Source organism: Sphingomonas pollutisoli, assembly GCF_029167165.1.
GTDB lineage: Bacteria > Pseudomonadota > Alphaproteobacteria > Sphingomonadales > Sphingomonadaceae > Sphingomonas > Sphingomonas pollutisoli.
On the sequence record NZ_JARFNJ010000002.1, the window covers coordinates 18,629 to 38,452 of the forward strand.

23 protein-coding genes are annotated in these 19,824 nt (G+C 67.1%); 14 read left to right on the forward strand and 9 right to left on the reverse strand.

Annotation, left to right across the window (positions count from 1 at the left end; genetic code table 11):
- Positions 1-65: 65 nt before the first annotated feature.
- From PX554_RS03500 to PX554_RS03510, 3 genes are all read left to right on the forward strand, one after another.
- Positions 66-1,697 carry a nitrite/sulfite reductase gene (locus PX554_RS03500; RefSeq protein WP_275499045.1) on the forward strand — a complete coding sequence of 544 codons (1,632 nt, stop codon included), beginning with the start codon at positions 66-68 and terminating at the stop codon, positions 1,695-1,697.
- Positions 1,698-1,799: 102 nt separating this feature from the next.
- Entirely contained in the window at positions 1,800-2,240 is a 441-nt protein-coding gene (locus PX554_RS03505; RefSeq protein WP_275499047.1) for a DUF934 domain-containing protein, read from the forward strand.
- Entirely contained in the window at positions 2,221-2,979 is a 759-nt protein-coding gene (locus PX554_RS03510; RefSeq protein WP_275499049.1) for a phosphoadenylyl-sulfate reductase, read from the forward strand. Before PX554_RS03505 ends, PX554_RS03510 begins: the two co-directional genes overlap by 20 nt.
- Before the next feature lie 174 nt (positions 2,980-3,153).
- On the opposite strand, the gene PX554_RS03515 is transcribed toward PX554_RS03510, so the two are convergent.
- Positions 3,154-4,647, reverse strand: a complete 1,494-nt coding sequence (locus PX554_RS03515) for a replicative DNA helicase (RefSeq protein ID WP_093220256.1) — start codon at positions 4,645-4,647, stop codon at positions 3,154-3,156.
- A gap of 117 nt (positions 4,648-4,764) precedes the next feature.
- Between PX554_RS03515 and PX554_RS03520 the strand changes: the two genes are divergently transcribed.
- From PX554_RS03520 to dcd, 5 genes are all read left to right on the forward strand, one after another.
- Entirely contained in the window at positions 4,765-5,247 is a 483-nt protein-coding gene (locus tag PX554_RS03520) for a UPF0262 family protein (RefSeq protein ID WP_275499052.1), read from the forward strand.
- Between the two features lie 5 nt (positions 5,248-5,252).
- On the forward strand, positions 5,253-5,942 hold the full coding sequence (locus PX554_RS03525) for a glycoside hydrolase family 25 protein (RefSeq protein WP_275499054.1): 690 nt from the start codon (positions 5,253-5,255) through the stop codon (positions 5,940-5,942).
- Positions 5,939-6,412 carry a cytidine deaminase gene (locus PX554_RS03530; protein ID WP_338061564.1) on the forward strand — a complete coding sequence of 158 codons (474 nt, stop codon included), beginning with the start codon at positions 5,939-5,941 and terminating at the stop codon, positions 6,410-6,412. Before PX554_RS03525 ends, PX554_RS03530 begins: the two co-directional genes overlap by 4 nt.
- Positions 6,412-6,744: a hypothetical protein gene (locus tag PX554_RS03535; RefSeq protein ID WP_275499057.1), complete on the forward strand. Its 333-nt coding sequence runs from the start codon at positions 6,412-6,414 to the stop codon at positions 6,742-6,744. Before PX554_RS03530 ends, PX554_RS03535 begins: the two co-directional genes overlap by 1 nt.
- A gap of 64 nt (positions 6,745-6,808) precedes the next feature.
- Complete coding sequence (gene dcd, locus PX554_RS03540) at positions 6,809-7,363, forward strand: dCTP deaminase (protein WP_093220268.1); 555 nt, start codon at positions 6,809-6,811, stop codon at positions 7,361-7,363.
- 101 nt (positions 7,364-7,464) lie between these two features.
- Here the strand turns inward: dcd and PX554_RS03545 are convergent, their stop codons facing one another.
- The 4 genes from PX554_RS03545 to PX554_RS03560 form a co-directional block, all read right to left on the reverse strand.
- Positions 7,465-7,890 (reverse strand): ExbD/TolR family protein, encoded by a 426-nt coding sequence (locus PX554_RS03545; RefSeq protein WP_093220270.1) that lies wholly within the window; start codon positions 7,888-7,890, stop codon positions 7,465-7,467.
- A 46-nt stretch (positions 7,891-7,936) separates the two neighbouring features.
- A complete protein-coding gene (locus PX554_RS03550; RefSeq protein WP_176786986.1) occupies positions 7,937-8,422 on the reverse strand; it encodes an ExbD/TolR family protein in 486 nt (161 codons plus the stop codon).
- Between the two features lie 93 nt (positions 8,423-8,515).
- Entirely contained in the window at positions 8,516-9,274 is a 759-nt protein-coding gene (locus PX554_RS03555; protein WP_093220276.1) for a MotA/TolQ/ExbB proton channel family protein, read from the reverse strand.
- A 61-nt stretch (positions 9,275-9,335) separates the two neighbouring features.
- Complete coding sequence (locus PX554_RS03560; protein WP_093220279.1) at positions 9,336-10,001, reverse strand: energy transducer TonB; 666 nt, start codon at positions 9,999-10,001, stop codon at positions 9,336-9,338.
- 323 nt (positions 10,002-10,324) lie between these two features.
- On the opposite strand from PX554_RS03560, the gene PX554_RS03565 reads away from it, so the two are divergent.
- Positions 10,325-11,062, forward strand: a complete 738-nt coding sequence (locus PX554_RS03565) for a hypothetical protein (RefSeq protein ID WP_093220282.1) — start codon at positions 10,325-10,327, stop codon at positions 11,060-11,062.
- Between the two features lie 19 nt (positions 11,063-11,081).
- Here the strand turns inward: PX554_RS03565 and PX554_RS03570 are convergent, their stop codons facing one another.
- Positions 11,082-11,453 carry a dihydroneopterin aldolase gene (locus PX554_RS03570; RefSeq protein ID WP_093220285.1) on the reverse strand — a complete coding sequence of 124 codons (372 nt, stop codon included), beginning with the start codon at positions 11,451-11,453 and terminating at the stop codon, positions 11,082-11,084.
- Positions 11,454-11,606: 153 nt separating this feature from the next.
- Between PX554_RS03570 and PX554_RS03575 the strand changes: the two genes are divergently transcribed.
- The 4 genes from PX554_RS03575 (at position 11,607) to PX554_RS03590 (ending at position 14,531) form a co-directional block, all read left to right on the forward strand.
- Positions 11,607-12,113 (forward strand): GNAT family N-acetyltransferase, encoded by a 507-nt coding sequence (locus tag PX554_RS03575; protein WP_093221738.1) that lies wholly within the window; start codon positions 11,607-11,609, stop codon positions 12,111-12,113.
- Between the two features lie 65 nt (positions 12,114-12,178).
- Positions 12,179-12,745 (forward strand): DUF1285 domain-containing protein, encoded by a 567-nt coding sequence (locus PX554_RS03580; RefSeq protein WP_093220287.1) that lies wholly within the window; start codon positions 12,179-12,181, stop codon positions 12,743-12,745.
- Complete coding sequence (locus PX554_RS03585) at positions 12,742-13,344, forward strand: CoA pyrophosphatase (RefSeq protein ID WP_093220290.1); 603 nt, start codon at positions 12,742-12,744, stop codon at positions 13,342-13,344. Before PX554_RS03580 ends, PX554_RS03585 begins: the two co-directional genes overlap by 4 nt.
- Positions 13,332-14,531, forward strand: a complete 1,200-nt coding sequence (locus PX554_RS03590; RefSeq protein ID WP_275499060.1) for a CCA tRNA nucleotidyltransferase — start codon at positions 13,332-13,334, stop codon at positions 14,529-14,531. Before PX554_RS03585 ends, PX554_RS03590 begins: the two co-directional genes overlap by 13 nt.
- Here PX554_RS03590 and PX554_RS03595 read toward each other — a convergent pair.
- The 3 genes from PX554_RS03595 to gcvA all read right to left on the reverse strand — a co-directional run bounded on the left by PX554_RS03595 (position 14,501) and on the right by gcvA (position 19,493).
- Positions 14,501-16,129: a putative bifunctional diguanylate cyclase/phosphodiesterase gene (locus PX554_RS03595; protein ID WP_420833420.1), complete on the reverse strand. Its 1,629-nt coding sequence runs from the start codon at positions 16,127-16,129 to the stop codon at positions 14,501-14,503. The genes PX554_RS03590 and PX554_RS03595 overlap by 31 nt on opposite strands.
- A gap of 172 nt (positions 16,130-16,301) precedes the next feature.
- Positions 16,302-18,557: a DNA topoisomerase IV subunit A gene (gene parC / locus PX554_RS03600; RefSeq protein WP_275499061.1), complete on the reverse strand. Its 2,256-nt coding sequence runs from the start codon at positions 18,555-18,557 to the stop codon at positions 16,302-16,304.
- Positions 18,558-18,596: 39 nt separating this feature from the next.
- Positions 18,597-19,493: a transcriptional regulator GcvA gene (gcvA, locus tag PX554_RS03605; protein WP_093220298.1), complete on the reverse strand. Its 897-nt coding sequence runs from the start codon at positions 19,491-19,493 to the stop codon at positions 18,597-18,599.
- Between the two features lie 113 nt (positions 19,494-19,606).
- Here gcvA and PX554_RS03610 point away from each other — a divergent pair, with 113 nt between their 5' ends.
- On the forward strand, positions 19,607-19,771 hold the full coding sequence (locus tag PX554_RS03610; RefSeq protein ID WP_275499064.1) for a hypothetical protein: 165 nt from the start codon (positions 19,607-19,609) through the stop codon (positions 19,769-19,771).
- Positions 19,772-19,824: the final 53 nt, after the last annotated feature.

Below are 19,824 nucleotides of genomic sequence, written 5' to 3' on the forward strand. Positions count from 1 at the left end.
GCGAACCCATTCTCTTTCTTCTCAGCGCCTCCGCGCCTCCGCGTGCCAAAAGTCAGGGCTTTCTGATGTACCAGTACGACACTTACGACCAGTCGATCGTCGATGCCCGCGTCGAGGAATTCCGCGATCAGGTGAAGCGCCGCCTGTCGGGCGAGATCACCGAGGACCAGTTCAAGCCGCTGCGGCTGATGAACGGCCTGTATCTCCAGCTTCACGCCTATATGCTGCGCGTGGCTGTGCCCTATGGCACGCTGTCGGGCAAGCAGATGCACATGCTCGCGCATGTCGCGCGCAAATATGATCGCGGCTATGGCCATTTCACCACGCGGCAGAACATCCAGTTTAACTGGATCAAGCTCGATCAGGCGCCCGACATCCTCGCCGAACTGGCGACGGTCGAGATGCACGCGATCCAGACGTCTGGCAATTGCATCCGCAACATCTCGTCGGACCAGTTCGCCGGCGCCGCCGCCGACGAGGTCACCGATCCGCGCCCCTGGGCCGAATTGCTGCGCCAGTGGAGCACCTTCCACCCGGAGTTCACCTATCTGCCGCGCAAGTTCAAGATCGCGGTGATCGGCGCCGATGAGGATCGCGCGGCGATGCGGCTGCATGACATCGGCATCCAGTTGCTCACGCGCGACGGCCGGCTCGGCGCGAAGATCTATGTCGGCGGCGGCATGGGGCGCACCCCGTTCGTCGCGCCCGAGATCAAGGATTTCGTCACCGCCGACGATCTGATGAGCTATCTCGAAGCGTGCCTGCGCGTGTACAATCGCTACGGCCGGCGCGACAACATCTACAAGGCGCGGATCAAGATCCTGATCCACGAGATCGGCGCGGCCGAATATGCGCGGCAGGTCGAGGAAGAGTTCGCGCATGTGAAGACGCTGGGCATCGACCCGCCGCTCGCCGAGTTGGAACGGATCAGCGCCTTCTTCGCCCCCCCCGCGTTCGACGCCGACGCGCCCGACACGATTGACCGCAGCGATCCCGATTTCGCGGTGTGGGTCGATCAGAACGTGCGCCCTCACAAGCAGCCCGGCTATGCGATTGTCACGATCAGCCTCAAACCGACTGAGGGCATCCCCGGCGACGCCTCGGCGGACCAGCTCGATGTGATGGCCGATCTCGGCACGCGCTACTCGTTCGACGAGCTTCGCGTGACTCATGCGCAGAACATCGTGCTGCCGCACGTCCGCAAGGCCGATCTCTACGCGGTCTGGCAGGCGCTCGACGCCGCCGGCCTCGCCACCGCCAACCTCGATCTGATCGGCGACATCATCGCCTGCCCCGGCCTCGATTATTGCGCGCTCGCCAATGCGCGCTCGATCCCCGTCGCGCAGAAGATCGCCAGTCGCTTCGCCGATCTCGGCCGCCAGCGCGAACTGGGCGAACTGAAGCTCAAGATCAGCGGCTGCATCAACGCCTGCGGACACCACCACGCCGGGCACATCGGCATCCTCGGCGTCGATAAGAAGGGCATCGAGAACTACCAATTGTCGCTTGGCGGATCGGGCGCGGAGGACGCCAGCATCGCCAAGATCACCGGGCCTGGCTTCGACGAGGACGGCATCGTCGATGCGGTCGAGACGGTGACCAACGTGTATCTGGAGCGGCGCGAGGCGGGTGAGCGGTTCCTCGATACCTATCGGCGCGTCGGAATGGAGCCGTTCAAGGTGGCGCTCTATGGGTGATCCCCAGACCGTCGCCCCAGCGCACGCTGGGGTCTCCCGCGGCTCCTGCCGTGCCCTCCCCAACAAGACCCCAGCTTCCGCTGGGGTGACGGATCGTTGCCAATGACCGACTCCCCCCTCCGCTTCCGCGACGACGCCCCGCACGAGGAGCCCGCCGTAACGCTCGACGCCTTCCTCGGCCAGACCAACGCGACCGCCGTCCGCATCGAACCGGGTGACGACGTCCGTGCGCTGCTCCCGCACCTCGGCCAGCTCGCGCTGGTCGAAGTGGCGTTCCCGGCCTTCCGCGACGGGCGCGGCTATTCGGCGGCGCGTATCCTGCGCGAGGCGGGCTACACCGGCGAATTGCGCGCCGAGGGCGACGTGCTGGTCGATCAGATCGTGCCGATGCGGCGGTGTGGCTTCGATAGTTTTGCTCCCCGCACTGAAATCGATTCTGCCACGCTGCACGCCTCGTTGTCGCGCTACGAGCACGTATATCAGGGGGCGGCTGACGGTGCCGTGCCTGTTTGGAAACTGCGTCATGGCCAGCCCCGCTCGTAAGCTCGACATCATCGACACGCGCCCCGCCTTCACCCAGGCCGATGCCGACGCGCTCAACGCGCGGTTCGCGGGCGTCGATGCGCAGACGATGCTGACGACGCTGTTCGCGGAAGGGCTGCTCGGGCGCGTCGCGGTGGTGTCGTCGTTCGGCACCGAAAGCGCGGTGCTGCTCGATCTCGTCGCCAAGGCCGATCCGAGCGTGCCGGTGATCTTCGTCGATACGCTCAAGATGTTCCCCGAGACGCTCGCCTATCGCGACACGCTGGTGAAGCGGCTCGGCCTACGCACATCCTGGTCGGTCGAACCTGACCCGGCCGTGATCGCCGCGAAGGATGAAAAGGGGCTGCGCTGGTCCTACGATCCCGATGGCTGCTGCGAAATCCGCAAGGTCGAGCCGCTCAAGCGCGCCAAGCAGGATCTCGATAGCTGGATTTCAGGCCGCAAGGCGTTCCAGTCGAGCACGCGCCAGAACATCGCGCGTTTCGAGATCGAGGACGGCCGGCTCAAGATCAACCCGCTCGGCGACTGGGTGAAGGCCGATCTCGAGGCCTATTTCACCGCGCACGACCTGCCGCGTCACCCGCTCGAAGCCGATGGCTATCTGTCGGTCGGCTGCCAGCCTTGCACTAGCAAGGTGCTCCCCGGCGAAGACCCGCGCGCGGGCCGCTGGCGTGGATGGGAAAAGGTCGAATGCGGCATCCACGTCGCCGAGAAGCCCGGCGAAGAACCGGTGTTCTGAGCGCGAGATCGAACGCAACCTACCCGTTCGTGCCGAGCGAAGTCGAAGCACGTGTCACGCGCGCCGCGCTTCAGGCACGTGCTTCGACTTCGCTCAGCACGAACGGATGAAAGGCGGCCGAGGACGCGAACCGCCCCCTGATCCCATCAGACCCTAAACTCACCTCCGCAGAGCTCAATACCCCACATAATCGCTGAACCGGGTGAACATCGGCTCGAACTTGAGGATCACCTTGCCGGTCGCGCCGTGGCGCTGCTTGGCGACGATGAACTCGGCGAGACCGAACACGCGCTCCATCTCGCTCGCCCATTGCGCGTGATCCTCGAAGATCTTGGCGCTGTCCCCCTCGACCGGGCGCTTCGGCTCCTTGGCGGCGACATAATAATCCTCGCGGAACACGAACATCACCATGTCCGCGTCCTGCTCGATCGACCCCGATTCGCGCAGATCCGAAAGCTGCGGACGTTTGTCCTCGCGCTGCTCGACCTGGCGGCTGAGCTGCGACAGCGCGATCACCGGCACGTTCATATCCTTGGCGAGCGTTTTCAGCCCGCGCGAAATCTCCGAGATTTCCTGAACGCGCCCGTCGCCCGACGCCTTGGCCGATCCGGTCAGGAGCTGGAGGTAATCGACCACCACCAGCCCGATCTCATTGTTGTGCCGGCGCTGGAGCCGCCGCATCCGCGTGTGCAGCGCGGCGATCGACAAACCGGCGGTGTCGTCGATGAACAAAGGCAAATTCTCCAGCTCGGCGGCGGCGGCGGCAAGCTGGTTGAACTCGGTCTTGCTGATCTTGCCCATGCGCAGCGCCTCGCCGCTGATCCGCGCCTGCTCGGCGAGGATACGCGTGGCGAGCTGATCGGCCGACATTTCGAGGCTGAAGAACGCGACCTTGGCGCCGACCGATTCGCTGTGTGGCAGCCCGTCGGCCCGGTCGCGCATGTAGCGCTGCGCGGCGTTGAACGCGATGTTGGTGGCGAGCGCGGTCTTGCCCATGCCCGGTCGCCCGGCAAGGATCATCAAGTCGCTATGGTGCATGCCGCCGATCTTGCCGTTGATCGAATCGAACCCGGTGGTGATACCCGAAAGGTTACCGCCCGAGTTGAGCGCGCGCTGCGCCATCTTCACCGCGAGCGTGGTCGCCTGCGCGAAGCTTTTGACCGCGCTCTCGCTGCCGCCGTCGGCGGCGACTTTGAACAGCTCCTCTTCCGCCAGTTCGATCTGCGCGCGCGGATTGACCTCCTCGGAGGTATCGAGCGCGCGATCGACCAGGCTGCGCCCGACCGTCACGAGCGTCCGCAGCATCGCCAGATCATAGATCTGCTGCGCGAACTGGCGCGCGCCGATCAGCCCGGCGCCGCTGCCGGTCAATTGCGCGAGATAGCCGGGGCCGCCCAGTTCCTTCATGCCGGGGTCGGCATCGAACAGCGGCCGCAGCGTCACCGGCGTGGCCAGCATGTCGGTGCCGCGCAGCTTGCGAATCGCCGCGAAGATGCGGCCGTGCAGCGGCTCGAAGAAATGCTCGGGCTCGAGCTTGTCGATCAGATCGTCGGCGAGCCGGTTGTCGATCATCATCGCGCCGAGCATCGCCGCCTCGGCCTCGACGTTCTGCGGAAGGACGGGTGCCTCGGGGGCGGACGGTACGGGGGTTGCGAATGCGGTAGCCATCGCCGCTCTCTAGCCCGCCCGCCCGCGCGCTCAAACCCGCTTGCGCCGGATCGGACGTGCAAGGTGTGGATAAGCTGGTGATTGTCGGGCGGCGACTTCCCCGATAGGGCCGCTGGGATGGCGGACCCGCGCATCATCCACGTCTCGCTCGACGAGGCCACGATCCTGTGGCGCTCGGCCGATATCGAGCAAGAACGGCGGATCGCGATCTTCGATCTGATCGAGGAGAATTATTTCGCGCCCCAGCGCGCCTATGCGGACGGCTATGCCGGGCCGTACCGGATCGAGCTGGCGGTCGAGGAAGGCCGGCTCGGCATCGCCATCCACCGCGAGGACGGCACGCATCTCGAAACCTATGTGCTGGCGATGGGGCGCTTCCGGCGGTCGATCAAAGACTATTTCGCGATCTGTGACAGCTATTACCAGGCGATCCGCAACGCCACGCCGCAGCAGATCGAGACGATCGACATGGCGCGGCGCGGGCTGCACGACGAAGCCGCCGCGCTGCTCAAGGAGCGGCTGGCCGGCAAGATCGAGATCGACTTCGCCACCGCGCGGCGGCTGTTCACGCTGATCTGCGTACTTCACATCCGGAATTGACGGCGATGCGGCTCAACACCTGGGCGAAGCGGCTCGCCGCGATGGGCGTGGTGGCAGTGCTGCTGATCGCGCTCGCCTGCGCCGCCTGGGCGCTCGCGCTGCAATGGCGGCCTGGCGTGAAATACCCGATCCAGGGCGTCGACGTGTCCGACGCGCAAGGTGAGATCGAATGGTGGTCGGTCCACGGCGCCGGCGCCGATTTCGCCTATGTCCGCGCGACCAGCGGCGCCGCCGGCCGCGATATGAGGTTCGCCGCCAATTGGGATGCCGTCCCCAAGACCGGCATGCGGCGCGGCGCGATGCACCGCTATTCGCTGTGTCATCTCGCGGTGGATCAGGCGAACAATTTCAACACCACCGTTCCGCGCACGCTGGACGCCTTGCCCGCTGCGGTCGAACTCGGTTTCACCGACGATTGCGCCGCGCGGCCCGATGCGCCGGCGGTGATCGCCGAGCTGCGCCGCTTCCTGACGATGGTCGAGGCACACACCGGCAAGCCGGTGCTGCTCAAGATCAGCCGGCCGTTCGACGCCGCCTATCGCGTGACTGCGGCGTTCGACCGCCCGGTGTGGGCGACCGGCAACTTCTTCCCGCCCGATTATGCCGCCCGGCCGTGGCGGATGTGGCAAGCGAACGACATGCGCCGGATCGACGGCATCGAAGGCCCGGTCAATTGGGATGTAGTACGACCATGAATGAACCCCCCGTTCTCGACGACATGATGCGCGACCGGCTGATCGTTGCGGCGCGCGCGGCGGCGCGCAACGCGCACGCGCCCTATTCGCGGTTCGGGGTCGGCGCGGCGGTGCTGCTCGCGGACGGCGGCGTCGTGACCGGCGCGAATTTCGAGAACGCCAGCTACGGCCTGTCGCTGTGCGCCGAGACGGTCGCGCTGGCGACCGCGAGCAGCGCCGGGCGGCTACGCGATGTCGTCGCGGTCGCGGTGATCGGCGGGGCGATGGACACAGGCGGTGTGCCGCGCGGGGTGGCGGTGGTCGGGCCGTGCGGGCGCTGCCGCCAGGTCATCAACGAAGCCGCGCAGATAGGCGGCCGCGACGTGACGATCTGGTGCGCGGCGGCGGAAGGCGACGCGGTCGAGCGCTATGCCCTGTCGGAGCTTTTGCCGCATGCCTTCGGCCCGGCCGATCTCGGCATCGGCGGCTGATGGCGAAGGCGGATCGTCTCGCGCGTCTTGATGACCGGCGCATCGAACTGGAAACCGACTATCGCGAGGCGCTGATCGCCGTGCTGCGGGTGACAGCGGCCGGGAAATGGGGCTTGTTCGGTCACACCAGCGACCGCGGGACGCGCGCGGCCGCCGCCCCCATCCTCGCCGAACTGGCCGAGATCGGCGAGACCATCGACAAGGCTCGCGCGCAGCTCGGTATGCCACCGTTCGCGCTTCAGCAGGAATTCCTCGCATCGCGCGGCCGGGTCTCGCCGCAGGCGCCGGGCGAGCCGAAGCAAGCCCAGGCGTGGCTCGACCGGTTGGCGTAGCGCCGACGGGTCTTGCCCTGCCCCGCCTTTCCGGCGAAAGCGTGCGCCCCAACAGGAGCGCTCAATGTCCGTGATGTCAGACCGCTGGATTCGCGAGCAGGCGCTTACGACCGGCATGATCGAACCGTTCGTCGATGGGCAGAAGCGCGACGGCTGCATCTCCTACGGGCTGTCATCCTATGGCTATGACGCGCGCGTTTCGGACGAGTTCAAGATCTTCACCAACATCGACAGCGTGATCGTCGATCCCAAGGATTTCGCGGCGAACAGCTTCGTCGATCGCAAGACCGACGTGTGCGTGATCCCGCCGAACAGCTTCGCGCTGGCGCGGACGGTCGAATATTTCCGGGTGCCGCGCGACGTGCTGGTGATCTGCCTCGGCAAATCGACCTATGCGCGCTGCGGCATCATCGTCAACGTGACCCCGCTCGAACCCGGCTGGGAGGGGCATGTCACGCTCGAATTCTCCAATACCACCCCGCTCCCCGCCAAGATCTACGCGAACGAGGGCGCATGCCAGTTCCTGTTCCTGCAGGGCAACGAGCCGTGCGAGACGAGCTATGCGGACCGCGCGGGCAAATATATGGGGCAGCGCGGCGTGACCTTGCCGCGCCTCTGACGGCGCAGCCAGCGGGATCGTCCGCACCGCCTCCCAGCAGCTCAACAAAAAAGGCGGCCCCGAAGAGCCGCCTTTGGAACCTGGAAGTTACGCCGGAACGATCAGAAATCGTTGCGATACTGCTCGTTGCCGATGAAGCCGAGCTTCGAGACGCCCGACCGCTTGATGACGGCGAGGACGGTATCGACCTTCTCGTACTTCGCATCCGGATTGGGCTGGAAGTGCAGCTCCGGCTCCGGGTTCATCGTCTTGGTCTGCTCGAGATACTGCTGGAGCGTCACAAGATCGACCGGGCTGCCGTTCCACTGCACCACGCCGGCGGAATCGACGATCACCTTGTTCTTGGTGGCGTCGATCGGATTGGCCGGGTGATTGCTGTTGATGGGCAGATCGACCTTCACCGCATGCGTCTGCGGCGGGATGGTGATGATGAACATGATGAGCAGAACCAACATGACGTCGATCAACGGCGTCGTGTTGATGTCCATCATGGGATCGCCTTCACCGCGACCAGAACTCATTGCCATATCGAAAATTCCCTAAAACCGCGGTCCCAAAAAGACGACGTGGTGATCATTCGCCGGGGACGACGTTGGGCGGCGGCTGCGAAATGAAGCCCACCTTCGCGAAGCCCGCCATCTGCATCGTGTAGATCGCGCCACCGATGCACTTGTAGGGCACGTTCACATCGCCGCGGATGTGCGCCTCGGGCAGATCGTCCGGGGTCAGGTTGGCAGCGCCGCCGAGCCGCTTGACTTCGGCTTCGAGCTTGTCGACCGCGCGCTTCAGCAGTTCCTCATGCGTCACCCGCGTGAGGTTCCAATAGACCGCGCAATTGCCGCTGCCGTCTTCGATCACGGACAGGCTGACGTTTTCGGGCTTGGTCGTCGTCGGATCGTATTTCACGTCCGGCAACTTCAGCTTGATGTTCTGAACCACCACCGGAACGGTGATCAGAAAGATGATGAGGAGCACCAACATGACGTCCACGAGCGGCGTCGTGTTGATGTCCGACATCGGCGTATCGCTGTCAGTTGGTGCGCCAGTGCTCATCGCCATGGACGGCTATCCTATTCTCAACAGTCGTAGCGCCGGAGCATTCTCCGGCAGCGGAGGGTGGGAGCCGCCGCATGAACGGCTCCCATATGCTGCTTACTTGGTAACGGTGGTCGCAGGCTTGGCCGGAGCCACCGGAGCCTTGCGCGCGGCGATCGTCGGCTTCACCGCGCCGTCCGACGCGATATAGCCGAGCACGTCGTTCGAGAACGCGCTGAGGTTCTCGGCGATCGCCTTGTTGCGGCGCTGCAGGTAGTTGAACGCGAGCACCGCCGGAACCGCGACGACCAGACCGAAGGCGGTCATGATGAGCGCTTCACCGACCGGACCGGCGACCTTGTCGATCGACGCCTGGCCAGCCTGGCCGATCTTGATGAGCGCGCGGTAGATACCGAGCACCGTACCGAACAGACCGATGAACGGCGCGGTCGAACCGACCGTGGCGAGGAAGGCGAGACCGCCGCCGAGCTGCGAGTTGATCGCGGCTTCCGAACGGGCGAGCGAACCATGGACCCAGTCGTGCGCTTCGACCGGATCGGTCAGGCGGCCGTGCTGCTCCTGCGCGGTCAGGCCGTCATCGACGATCTGACGGTAGGCCGAGTTCTTCTCGAGCTTCGCCGCGCCTTCGCGCAGGCTGTTGGCGGTCCAGAACGAGGCGCCGACGCGCTTGCCCTGGTTGATGACCTTCTGCTGCTCGAACAGCTTGGTGAACAGGATGTAGAGCGTGAAGAAGAGGAAGATGGTCAGAATGATCGCGACGGTCCAGGTGACCGGGCCGCCTTCGTTCAGCGAGTTCATCAGGCCGAAGTTGTTCTCGGGCGGCGTCGCCCCGGCAGCGAGAATGGTGGTGAGCATGCGGTAACTTCCCTCTCAATAAACCCCCGGCGCCCAATCGCAGGTGCGCCGGGGAAGATGATTATTCAGGCAAAACCCATTTGACCGGCAGCGTCGTCGTCGAAACGATCGGCGTGCCCGAGGCATCCATCGCGGGCGAATACCGCACGCGACGCTTGGCGATGCTGCACGTGGTCGAATCGAGGTCGGAGTTTCCGCTCGACGTCGTCACTTGGCAGTCGGTCACGCGGCCATCCGTGCCGACCGTGAGCCTCGCCACGACCCGACCCTGAGCTTCGGCGCGCAGCGCCGCGGCGGGATATGCGTCGGGACCGAAGAACTGGCCCGGGTTGCCCTTGAGGCCGGCGGCCTTCGACACGACCGGCGGCGCGGGCGGCGCTGGCGGTGCCGGCGGAGCGGCGCGCGGCGTGATCTGGATTGCCGGCGGCGGGGTCTGTACCGTCTGGATCACCGGCGGCGGCGTCTGGACCTGCACGATCGGCGGCGGCGACACCACGGGCGGCGGCTGCACCTGCGGCTGATCTGGCGGCGGCGGGGGCGGCGGTTTATCCGGCGGCGGCGGTGGCGGGGGCGCCACGTCGAACGTATTGAGCTTCTCTTGCGCCTTCTTGATGTATTTGAAGGCAAGCCCGTTCACGAATGCCCACCCGAATGCCGCGACCACGATCGAAACGATCACGATCGAGACAATACGGCTGCCACTTGTATCTCGATCAGCGTAAGCCATTCAGTAACGAAACTCCTCTGTATACGACGGCGGCGCTTTGTACCGTGCCGTAATGCCCGCTCGTAACTGCCCTTGCGTGGGCTAGTGTATCCTGGACAGGCCAAACCTGTATCGCGGCGAAAACCGCGAAGCAAACGCTTTGTCCCCGCAAAAAGCCCTAGCGCGCCTCCGTGGCAGAATTATTTCTGTATCCAGACGAAACGATCGGCTAACCAGCAAGAATGGCGAAGATTCCCACAATCGCACTTTTTTGCGCGGTCGCAGCATTGTCTTGCCCTCCCGCGGGCGCCCAGCAGCCTGTCGAGCGTGCCGATCCGGCGCCGATGGCGACTTTGTCCTATACCCGATTCGCGGACCTGATTGTTAACGCTCCCACGATTGTCGACGCGGCCATCCGCAGCGTCGCGCCGATCAAGGGCCCCGCCGCGGCGGATGTCCGCCCCGGCTATGCGCGCGTCTATATAGAGGCGGATGTCGCGGCGCTGATCCGCGCGCCGGGCGCGCTACCACCGACGATCGGCTATGTCGCCGATGTGCCGCTCGACGCGCGCGGGCGGATGCCCAAATTGCGCAAGCTGCGTGTCTTGCTGTTCGCCCGCCCGGCGCGACAGCCCGGCCAGATCCAGCTCGTCGCGCTCGACGGGCAGCGCGACTGGTCGCCCGAGGCGGACGCGCTCACCCGCAGGATCGCCACCGAAGTGGTCGCAGCGGGCGCGCCGCCCGCGATCACCGGGGTCGGTCATGCGTTCCACACCCCCGGCGCGCTGCCGGGCGAAGGCGAGACGCAGATCTTCCTGACCACCGCCGATGGCAGCCCGGTCTCGCTCAATATCGTGCGCAAGCAGGGCGAGCCGCCGCATTGGTCGGCGTCGATTGGCGACCTCGCCGATCCAAATGCCGCCGCGCCGCAGCACGACACCTTGCTGTGGTATCGCCTCGCCTGCGGGCTGCCGACGGCGCTCCCCGACAGCAGCACCGCCGGGATCGACCCGTCCGAGGCGGACATCGCGCGCGAGGATTACAAGGTCGTGCTGGACTCGCTCGGCCGCTGCGACCGGTAAGACCAGTTTCGGCCGCGCGTCAGCGGCGGTGGCGAACCAGCGTGATTCCGATCGATTCCCCCGCCTCGGCGATGGCGAGCTTGACGATCTTCACCTGAACCCGCCGCACCCGCTGGTCCTGCAGGAACAAGGTGTCGGCGATATGGTCCGCCACCGCCTCGATCAGCGTGAAGTGGACCCCGGCGGGCAGCGCGGTCGTCGCGGCGCGCTTGAGATCGAGATAGTTCTTGGACATGCCGAGCGGATCGTCGGGCGCGAAATGCGCCGGGCAGTCGAGATCGACCGAGAGCGAGATGCGCAACGGCTGCGGCAGGTGGGTTTCTTCGGAATAGATGCCGGTCAGCACCTGTACTTCGAGATCATGTACTTCAAGGCAGAGCCGGTCGTCCAAAGCGTGCGTCCTAAAAGGTCGAATTTCCACGCGCCATAGCAGATGCGGCGGCGGTGGGAACCGCCCCCGCATATTCGGCTTGCGTTGGCGCGCGGCGGCGCTAAAGGGCGCGGCCCCGGCCGCCCGTTGCCGGCCACGCTGCGGACGATGCCTGTGATCGTTATCATTCCCCTCGCCGAGATCGAAGCCGACGCGGTCGAGCGGTTGCTGGACCGTGCGTTCGGCCCAGACCGGCACCGCCGCACCGCCTATCGGATTCGCGAGGGCACCAGCGCCGTTCCCGCGCTCAGCTTCGCCGCGGTCGAGGACGGCGCGCTCATTGGCACGATACAATGCTGGCCGGTGCGGCTGGCGCGCGACGACGGCGGCAGCGATCCGCTGGTGATGGTCGGGCCGATCGCGGTCGAGCCGGCGCGGCAGGGCGAAGGTGTCGGCCAGCGGCTGACCCGCCACGCGATCCGCGCCGCCGAGGAGTCCGGCGCGCCCCCGCTGATGCTGATCGGCGATCCGGAATATTATGGCCGCTTCTTCGGGTTCGATGCGCGCGCGACGGCGTTGTGGCGCGCGCCCGGCCCGGTCGAGCAGCGCCGCCTGCTCGCGCGCGGCACCGCGCCCGAGGGTGCCGGCATGCTCGCGCCGCGCATCCCAGCGCTCACCTGAGTCCGCGCGCCGGATTCCGGGCCCCCGACTTTACGCGACCGCCGGGCTGGCTTACCGGCTGCGCCATGCCGATGGACCCCATGCCCGATCTATCCGCGCTCTCGCTCGCCGAGATCGCGCGGCTCGCCGAAGACCAGAAACTGCCGCCGATCGAACGGTGGAACCCCACGCATTGCGGGGACAGCGAAATGCGCATCGCCCGCGACGGCACCTGGTATCATCAGGGTTCGCCGATCGGACGCGAGGCGATGGTGCGGCTGTTCTCGACGATCCTCCGGCGCGAGCCCGATGGCAGCCATGTGCTCGTCACCCCGGTCGAGAAGCTCGACATCGAAGTCGAGGACGCGCCGTTCGTCGCGGTCGAGCTGAAGGCGGACGGCGCGGGCGCGGCGCAATCGCTCGTCTTCCGGCTCAACACCGGCGATCTCGTCACCGCCGGGCCCGATCATCCGCTGCGCTTCGTCGCGGGTGAGGATGGCCCCCGTCCCTATCTCGCGGTGCGCGGCGGGATGGAGGCGCTGGTCGCGCGCCCGGTCTATTACGAACTCGCCAACCTCGCGATCGCGGGAGGCGACGAACCGCCGGGCCTGTGGAGCAAGGGCGCGTTCTTCCCGCTGGAGCCGGCCGAATGACGCTGGTCGAACGGCTGCGCCACGCGCTCGCCGCCGGCCATGCCCAGGATACCACGCTGCTGACCGGCGATCACGTCGCGGGCGAACCGATCGATACCGGCGCGGACATCGGCGCGGCGGTGCTGGTGCCGGTCACCGATCGCGACCGCCCCGGCGTCATCCTCACGCGCCGCACCGACACGCTGAAGCGCCACGCCGGGCAGGTCGCCTTTCCCGGCGGGCGGATCGATCCCGAAGACGCCGACGCGGTCGCCGCCGCGCTGCGCGAGGCGGAGGAAGAGATCGCCCTGCCCCGCGACCGCGTGACCGTCGTCGGCGAGAGCGATCCGTATCGGACGATCACCGGCTTCCGCGTCACGCCGGTGGTGGCCGTGGTCCCGCCCGATCTCGTGCTGGTGCCGAGCGCCGTCGAAGTCGCCGAGGTGTTCGAGGTGCCGCTCGATTTCCTGCTCGATTCGGGGAACCACCTCGAAGTGGCGGTCGAGTGGCAGGGCCACGACCGCCATTATTACGAGATCCTGTGGGGCGGCCAGCGCATCTGGGGCGCGACCGCGGCGATGATCGTCAACCTGTCGCGGCGGTTGCGATGGGCGGGTTGATGCTGCCCCCTGCGGCCTGGCGCGCGCGGGCGGGCCTCGATCGGCTGTGCGCGGCGCTCGGGCCGGGCGCGGCGCGCTTCGTCGGCGGCGCGGTGCGCGACACCTTGCTCGGGATCGACGTCGCCGACATCGATCTCGCCACCGAACTGCCCCCCGAGGACGTGCTCGATCGGTTGCGCGCCGCCGGCATCAAGGCGGTGCCGACCGGCCTCGCCCACGGCACGATCACCGCCGTGCTGCCGGACGGCCCGGTCGAGGTGACGACGCTGCGCCGCGACGTCGCGACCGATGGCCGCCACGCCACCGTCGCCTTCACCCAGGCGTGGGAGGAGGATGCCGCGCGCCGCGATTTCACGATCAACGCGCTCTATGCCGATCCGATCACCGGCGAGGTGTTCGATTATTTCGGCGGGGTCGCGGATCTCGCCGCGCGGCGTGTGCGCTTCATCGGTGATCCGCTTCAGCGCATCGCCGAGGATCATCTGCGTATCCTGCGCTTCTTCCGCTTCCATGCGCGCTTCGGCGAGACGGTCGACGCGGCGGGACTCGCGGCGTGCGCGGCGCGCGCCAACGATCTGATGGCGCTCTCGCGGGAGCGGATCGCGGCGGAATTGCTCAAGCTGCTGCTCGCCGACCATGCGGTGCCGACCGTCGCGCTGATGATCGGCCACGGCATCTTCCGCCCGGTGCTGCCCGAGATCGTGGCGGCGGACCGTCTCGCCCGGCTCGCCGCGCGCGAGGCCGGGAGCGGCACGGTGCCCAACCCGATCCGCCGCCTCGCCGCGCTGTTGCCCGCCGACGCGGCGATCGCGGAAGATGTCGGCGCCCGGCTGAAGCTCTCCAACCTCGATCGCCGCCGTCTCGTCAGCGCGACGCAGCCGGCCGGCGATGCCCCCGCGCGGGCGATCGCCTACACGCTCGGCCCCGATCTCGCGATCGACCGGCTGTTGCTGTCGGACCGCCCGCTCGCAGATGTCGCGGCGATCGCCGGATGGCAGCCGCCGCGCCTGCCGGTGAGCGGCGGCGCGCTGGTCGAACGCGGCGTGCGCAAGGGGCCGGAGGTCGCCCGGCTGCTTCGCGCGATCGAGGCGGAATGGGTGCGCGAGGACTTCCCCGCACAGCCCCGGCTCGACGCGATCGTTGATGACGCGCTCGATCAGTGGCGGCGGGTCTCCAGCAGCGCATAAGCGTCGGACGCCTCGAGCGGGCGCGCATAGACGAACCCCTGCGCATAGGTGCATCCCAACGCCGCGAGCGTCTGCGCGAGATCGCTCGACTCGACGCCTTCGGCGGTAGTCTGCATGCCGAGCGCTTGCGCCAGGCTGAGGATCGCACGCACGATCGCCACCTTGTCGCGATCGGCGAGCATCCCGGTCACGAAGCTGCGGTCGATCTTGAGCACGTCGATCGGCAGCTTCTGGAGATAGGCGAGGTTCGAATAGCCCGTGCCGAAATCGTCCATCGCGATCGTCGTGCCCAGCCCTTTCAGCCCGTGCATGATGCCCGCGATCCGATCGGGATCGGTGACCAGCGCGCTTTCGGTCAGTTCGAGCGTGAAGCGCGATCCCGGCAGGCCGTGCGTGCTGAGCGCACTCTCCAGCAGCGGCGTGATGCTGTCGCGCTGAAGCTGGATCGCCGACAGGTTGACCGCGATCTTCACCCCGCAATCGGCGCCGAACCGCGCGTCCCAGTCGGCCAGCGTACGCACCGATTCCTCGATCGCCCAGCGGCCGAGCGGCACGATCAGCCCCGATTCCTCGGCGACGGGGATGAAATCGGAGGGGAGAAGCTCCATCCCCGTATCGTCCTTCCAGCGCGCGAGCGCCTCGAACGACACCAGCCGACCCGAGGAGAGATCGTAGATCGGCTGGTAGTTGAGCCGCAACTGGCCGCGGTCGAGCGCGCGGCGGAGCGCCGTTTCCATGCCGAACTGTTCGCGCGCGATGTCGAACGCCTGCGGTTGATACGCTTCGGCATGGCCGCTGCTCTTGGAGCGCTTCACCGCGAATTGCGCGTGGCGGATCAACTCCTCGGGATCGTCGAGCCGCGCCGCGCCGAAGGCGACGCCGACCGAACAGGCGACGCGAATCTCGAAGCCCGACAAGCGGAACGGCGCGGCCAGCGCGCCCATGACGCGCTTGGTGACCTGCGCGACATCGCTGGCGCCGTCTTCCACGGTCATGAAGATCGCGAATTCGTCGCCGCCGCTGCGCGCGAGCACGTCATGCGCGCGCAGGACGCCCTTCAGGCGCCGCGCCACCGTGATGAGCAGTTCGTCGCCCGACGTCGAACCGAGGCAGGCGTTCACCCGGCTGAAGCGATCGAGATCGAGCATGATGACCGCGTAGCGGAATCGCGCAGGCGCCTCGTCGAGCAGATGCTCGACCCGGTCGCTGAAGCCGGCGCGGTTGGGCAGCCCGGTCAGGCTGTCGGTCAGCATCGCGCGGCGCAGAGTGTCCTCGGTGCGCAATTCGGCGGTCTGATCGACGAAGGTGACGAGGCAACGCCCGTCGGCATTGCGCGCGAGGCGCGCCATCGCGACGCGGAAGTGCCGACGCTCGGCATGGTCACCGAGCTGGAGCGGGAAATCCCCTTCCAGCCGGTCGCTCTCCACGAACGCAGCGACCCGCTCGCCGATCAGGTCGAGCAGTTGCACGCCATCGACCGCGAGCCCTAGGCCCGCCCGCGTGAACGGCGGGTTGGTGACGTCGATCGTGATCGCACCGGCCTTGGCGCGGATCATCATCGCCGGGATCGGCAACAGGCCGATCAGCCGCGAGGACATCTGGATGGTGGGCACGATGCCGAACACCCGCTCGACGATGCCGAGCGGCGACAGCGCGCTCGGCACGAGAGGCTTATCAAGTCCCATCGCCATCGGCGCTACGGCATACCGGTCAAGAGCATCTGACACGTCCTTTCGTCGCAACCGAAACGATACGCAAGAAGCGTTTGCTTCAGAAGCGATTATCGCGCGGGAACCCGTTCGGTGGCATCCGCCCGGCGGCGCCGCGCGCCGATCGCCAGAAGGTCAGGTCCGTTTCGGTGCGGGTTCGCCCGCTCTCGCCGCCCATCGTCCAGCTAAGCCCCTGCGCGAGCACGAAGGGGATCGCATCGGAAAGGCCGCCATCGTTGTAGCGTTGGAACTGCACCCCCTGCCCGCGCGCCATTTCGGGCAGTTCGGCGAGCGCGAAGACGAGCAGCCGGCGGTTCTCGCCGATCACCGCGATCTGGTCGGCGGTCGGATCGACCGGCCGCACCACCTTCAGCTTGGCGCCCGCGCGCGGGGTGACGACGGTCTTGCCCTTGCGCGTCTCGGCCAGCGTCTCCGCCACCGGCACGATGAAGCCGCGCCCGTCGCTCGCCGCGACCAGCAGTTTCTCCGCCATGCTCGCGCGGAACAGGCCGACGATCTCGATCGCGCCGTCGAGATCGATCATCAGCCGCACCGGCTCGCCGAACCCGCGCCCGCCGGGCAGTTTGTCCGCGCCGAGCGTGAAGAAGCGGCCATTGTCGGCGGCGAGCAGGATCTTGTCGGTGGTCTGCGCGGTCAGGCTGAACAGCGGACCATCGCCTTCCTTGAACTTCGCCGCCGCGATCCCCGCCGCGTCGAGATGCCCCTTGATCGCGCGAATCCAGCCGCGCTGCGACAGCAGGATCGTGACCGGCTCGCGCTCGATCATCGCCTCGAGCGGGATATCGCGTGCGGGCGCGGCTTCCTCGATCGTGGTGCGGCGCTTGCCGAGCGCGGTTTCGGGGCCGTAGCGGTCGCGCAGCTTGCCGAAGTCGCGCTTCAACCGCGTGCGCTGCCGCGCCTCGCTGCCGAGCAGCGCCTCCAGCGCGCTCCGCTCGCTCTCCAGCCCGTCGCGCTCCTTGCGGATCTCCATCTCCTCGAGCTTGCGCAAGCGCCGCAGCCGCATGTCGAGGATCGCCTCGGCCTGCCGGTCGGTCAGCCCGAATTCGGCGATCATCACCGGTTTGGGCTCATCCTCGGTGCGGATGATTTCGATGACGCGATCGAGGTTGAGGTAGGCGATCAGATAGCCGTCGAGCAGTTCAAGCCGGTCGGCGATCTTGGCGAGCCGGTGCTCGCTCTTGCGGCGCAGGATGACGAACTGATGCTCGACCCACGCGAGCAGCGCCTCACGCAAGCTCATCACGCGCGGCGTGCGCGTCTTGTCGAGCACGTTGAGGTTGAGGCTGAAGCGCGATTCGAGATCGGAGAGGCGGAACAGGCTCTCCATCAGCAGTTGCGGATCGACGCTGCGGCTGCGCGGCTCGATAACGACGCGGATTTCGCTGTCCGATTCATCGCGGATGTCGGCCAGGATCGGCAGCTTCTTCTCGTTGATGATCGCCGCGATCTGCTCGATCAGCTTGCCCTTCTGCACGCCGTAGGGGATTTCGGTGACGATCGCGTTCCACGTGCCGCGCCCCTGATCCTCGACATGCCAGCGCGCGCGCACGCGAAACCCGCCGCGCCCGGTGCGATAGGTCTCGGCAAGCGCGGCGGGCGAATCGACGACGAGGCCGCCGGTCGGGAAGTCCGGCCCGCGCACCAGCGCCCCCACCGCCGCATCGTCCGCCTCGGGCTGATCGACCAGCAGGATCGCCGCCTCGTACAGTTCGGCGACGTTGTGCGGCGGGATGCTCGTCGCCATGCCGACCGCGATGCCGGCCGCGCCATTGGCGAGCAGATTGGGGAAGGCGCCGGGGAACAGCTCGGGCTCGTTGTCCTCGCCATTGTAGGTCGGCCGGTAATCGACCGCATCCTCGTCGAGCCCATCCATCAGGTCGATCGCGACCTGTGTCAGCCGCGCCTCGGTGTAGCGATAGGCGGCGGCGTTATCGCCATCGATATTGCCGAAATTGCCCTGCCCGTCGACCAGCGGGTAGCGCATCGCGAAATCCTGCGCGAGCCGCACCATCGCGTCATAGACCGACTGGTCGCCGTGCGGATGATATTTGCCGATCACGTCGCCGACGACGCGCGCGCTCTTCTTATAGCCCTGCGCCGGATCGAGCCTAAGCAGCCGCATCGCCCACAGCAGCCGGCGATGCACCGGCTTCAGCCCGTCGCGGACGTCGGGCAGCGAGCGCGCGGTGATCGTCGAGAGCGCATAGACCAGATACCGGTCCGAAAGTGCGCTGTCGAACGGGGCGTCGAGAATGCCGATCGGCGGGGTGTCGGGCGGCAGGTCGGTGTTGGCCATGTGTTCCGGTTAATCGGGTTTGCCGCGCGAGGGAAGCTCTCACACCGGCAGCGGCACGCCCCGCGCCAGTTCCGCCAATAGCCATTCGCGGAAGCGCTTGATCTTCGGCACGTTCCGCCGAGCCTCCGGGTACACCAGCCAATAGGCGTGGCCCCGGGTCGAGACCTGTTCGAACGGCCGCACCAGCTTGCCGTCGGCGAGGTCGTTGCGCCAGAAGAACGGCGTCAGCATCGCCATGCCCTGCCCGGCGATCGCCGCATGCCCCTCATGCGCCTGCGAATCGAGCCGCACGCCGGGCGGCGGCTTACCCTCGGGCACGTCCACCCCAGCCTCACGCAGCCAATAGGGCCACCAGATGTCATGCCGGCTGATGATCGGCAGCCGCAACAGATCCTCGGGCGTGAACGGGCCATAGCGCTTGAGGAAGCCGGGGCTGCACATCGGCGTGAAGTCGATCTCGATCAGCTTGTGCTCGGCGAGATCGGGCCAGCCACCCACGCCGGCGCGGATCGCGACATCGACGTCGTCGGTCACGAAATCCGCCATCGCGTCGCTGGTCAGCACCCGCACCGCCGTCTCGGGATGCGCGACCTGGAAGCTGCCGAGCCGCCACGCCAGCCAGGCGTTGGCGAACGTGTTCGAGGTCGAGATCGTCAGCAGCGCGCCGTCGTCGGCGCGCACGGCGGCGAAGGCGGTGTCGAGCGTGTCGAACGCGCCCGTCACCTGCGGCGACAGCCGCCGCCCCGCCTCCGTGAGCAGCACGCGCTTCTTCTCGCGCCGGAACAGCGGCACGCCGAGCCGCTCCTCGATCAATTTGATCTGATAGCTGACCGCCGCCTGGGTCATGCCGAGTTCGGCGGCGGCGGCGGTGAAATTCTCATGCCGCGCCGCCGCCTCGAACACCCGGACGGCGGCGAGAGGCGGAATGCGGCGCATGCCCGTTTGATAAGCCCAGCTTGTCGATCATGTCGAGCGCTTTGTTGGCGCTCCCATGCGCATCGTGCCATTACGGTCCCGCGCGCACCGAATTGGAAACGAGGAGGATTGCCATGCACGACGATTTTCACGGACCCGAATGGGCCGACCAGCACAGACGAGTTAGCGACATGATCCATAAGCTTTTCACGGCGACGATGGCCGCCTTCCAGCGCCTGAACGAAGACCAGTTCGCCGCCCCGTGGCGGCGCGAGGTGAAGCGGAAGGAGTGCCGCTGAGGCTGTGACCGGGCGCACTTGTCGGCCTCCCGCGATTGTTTATGTTACAGTGT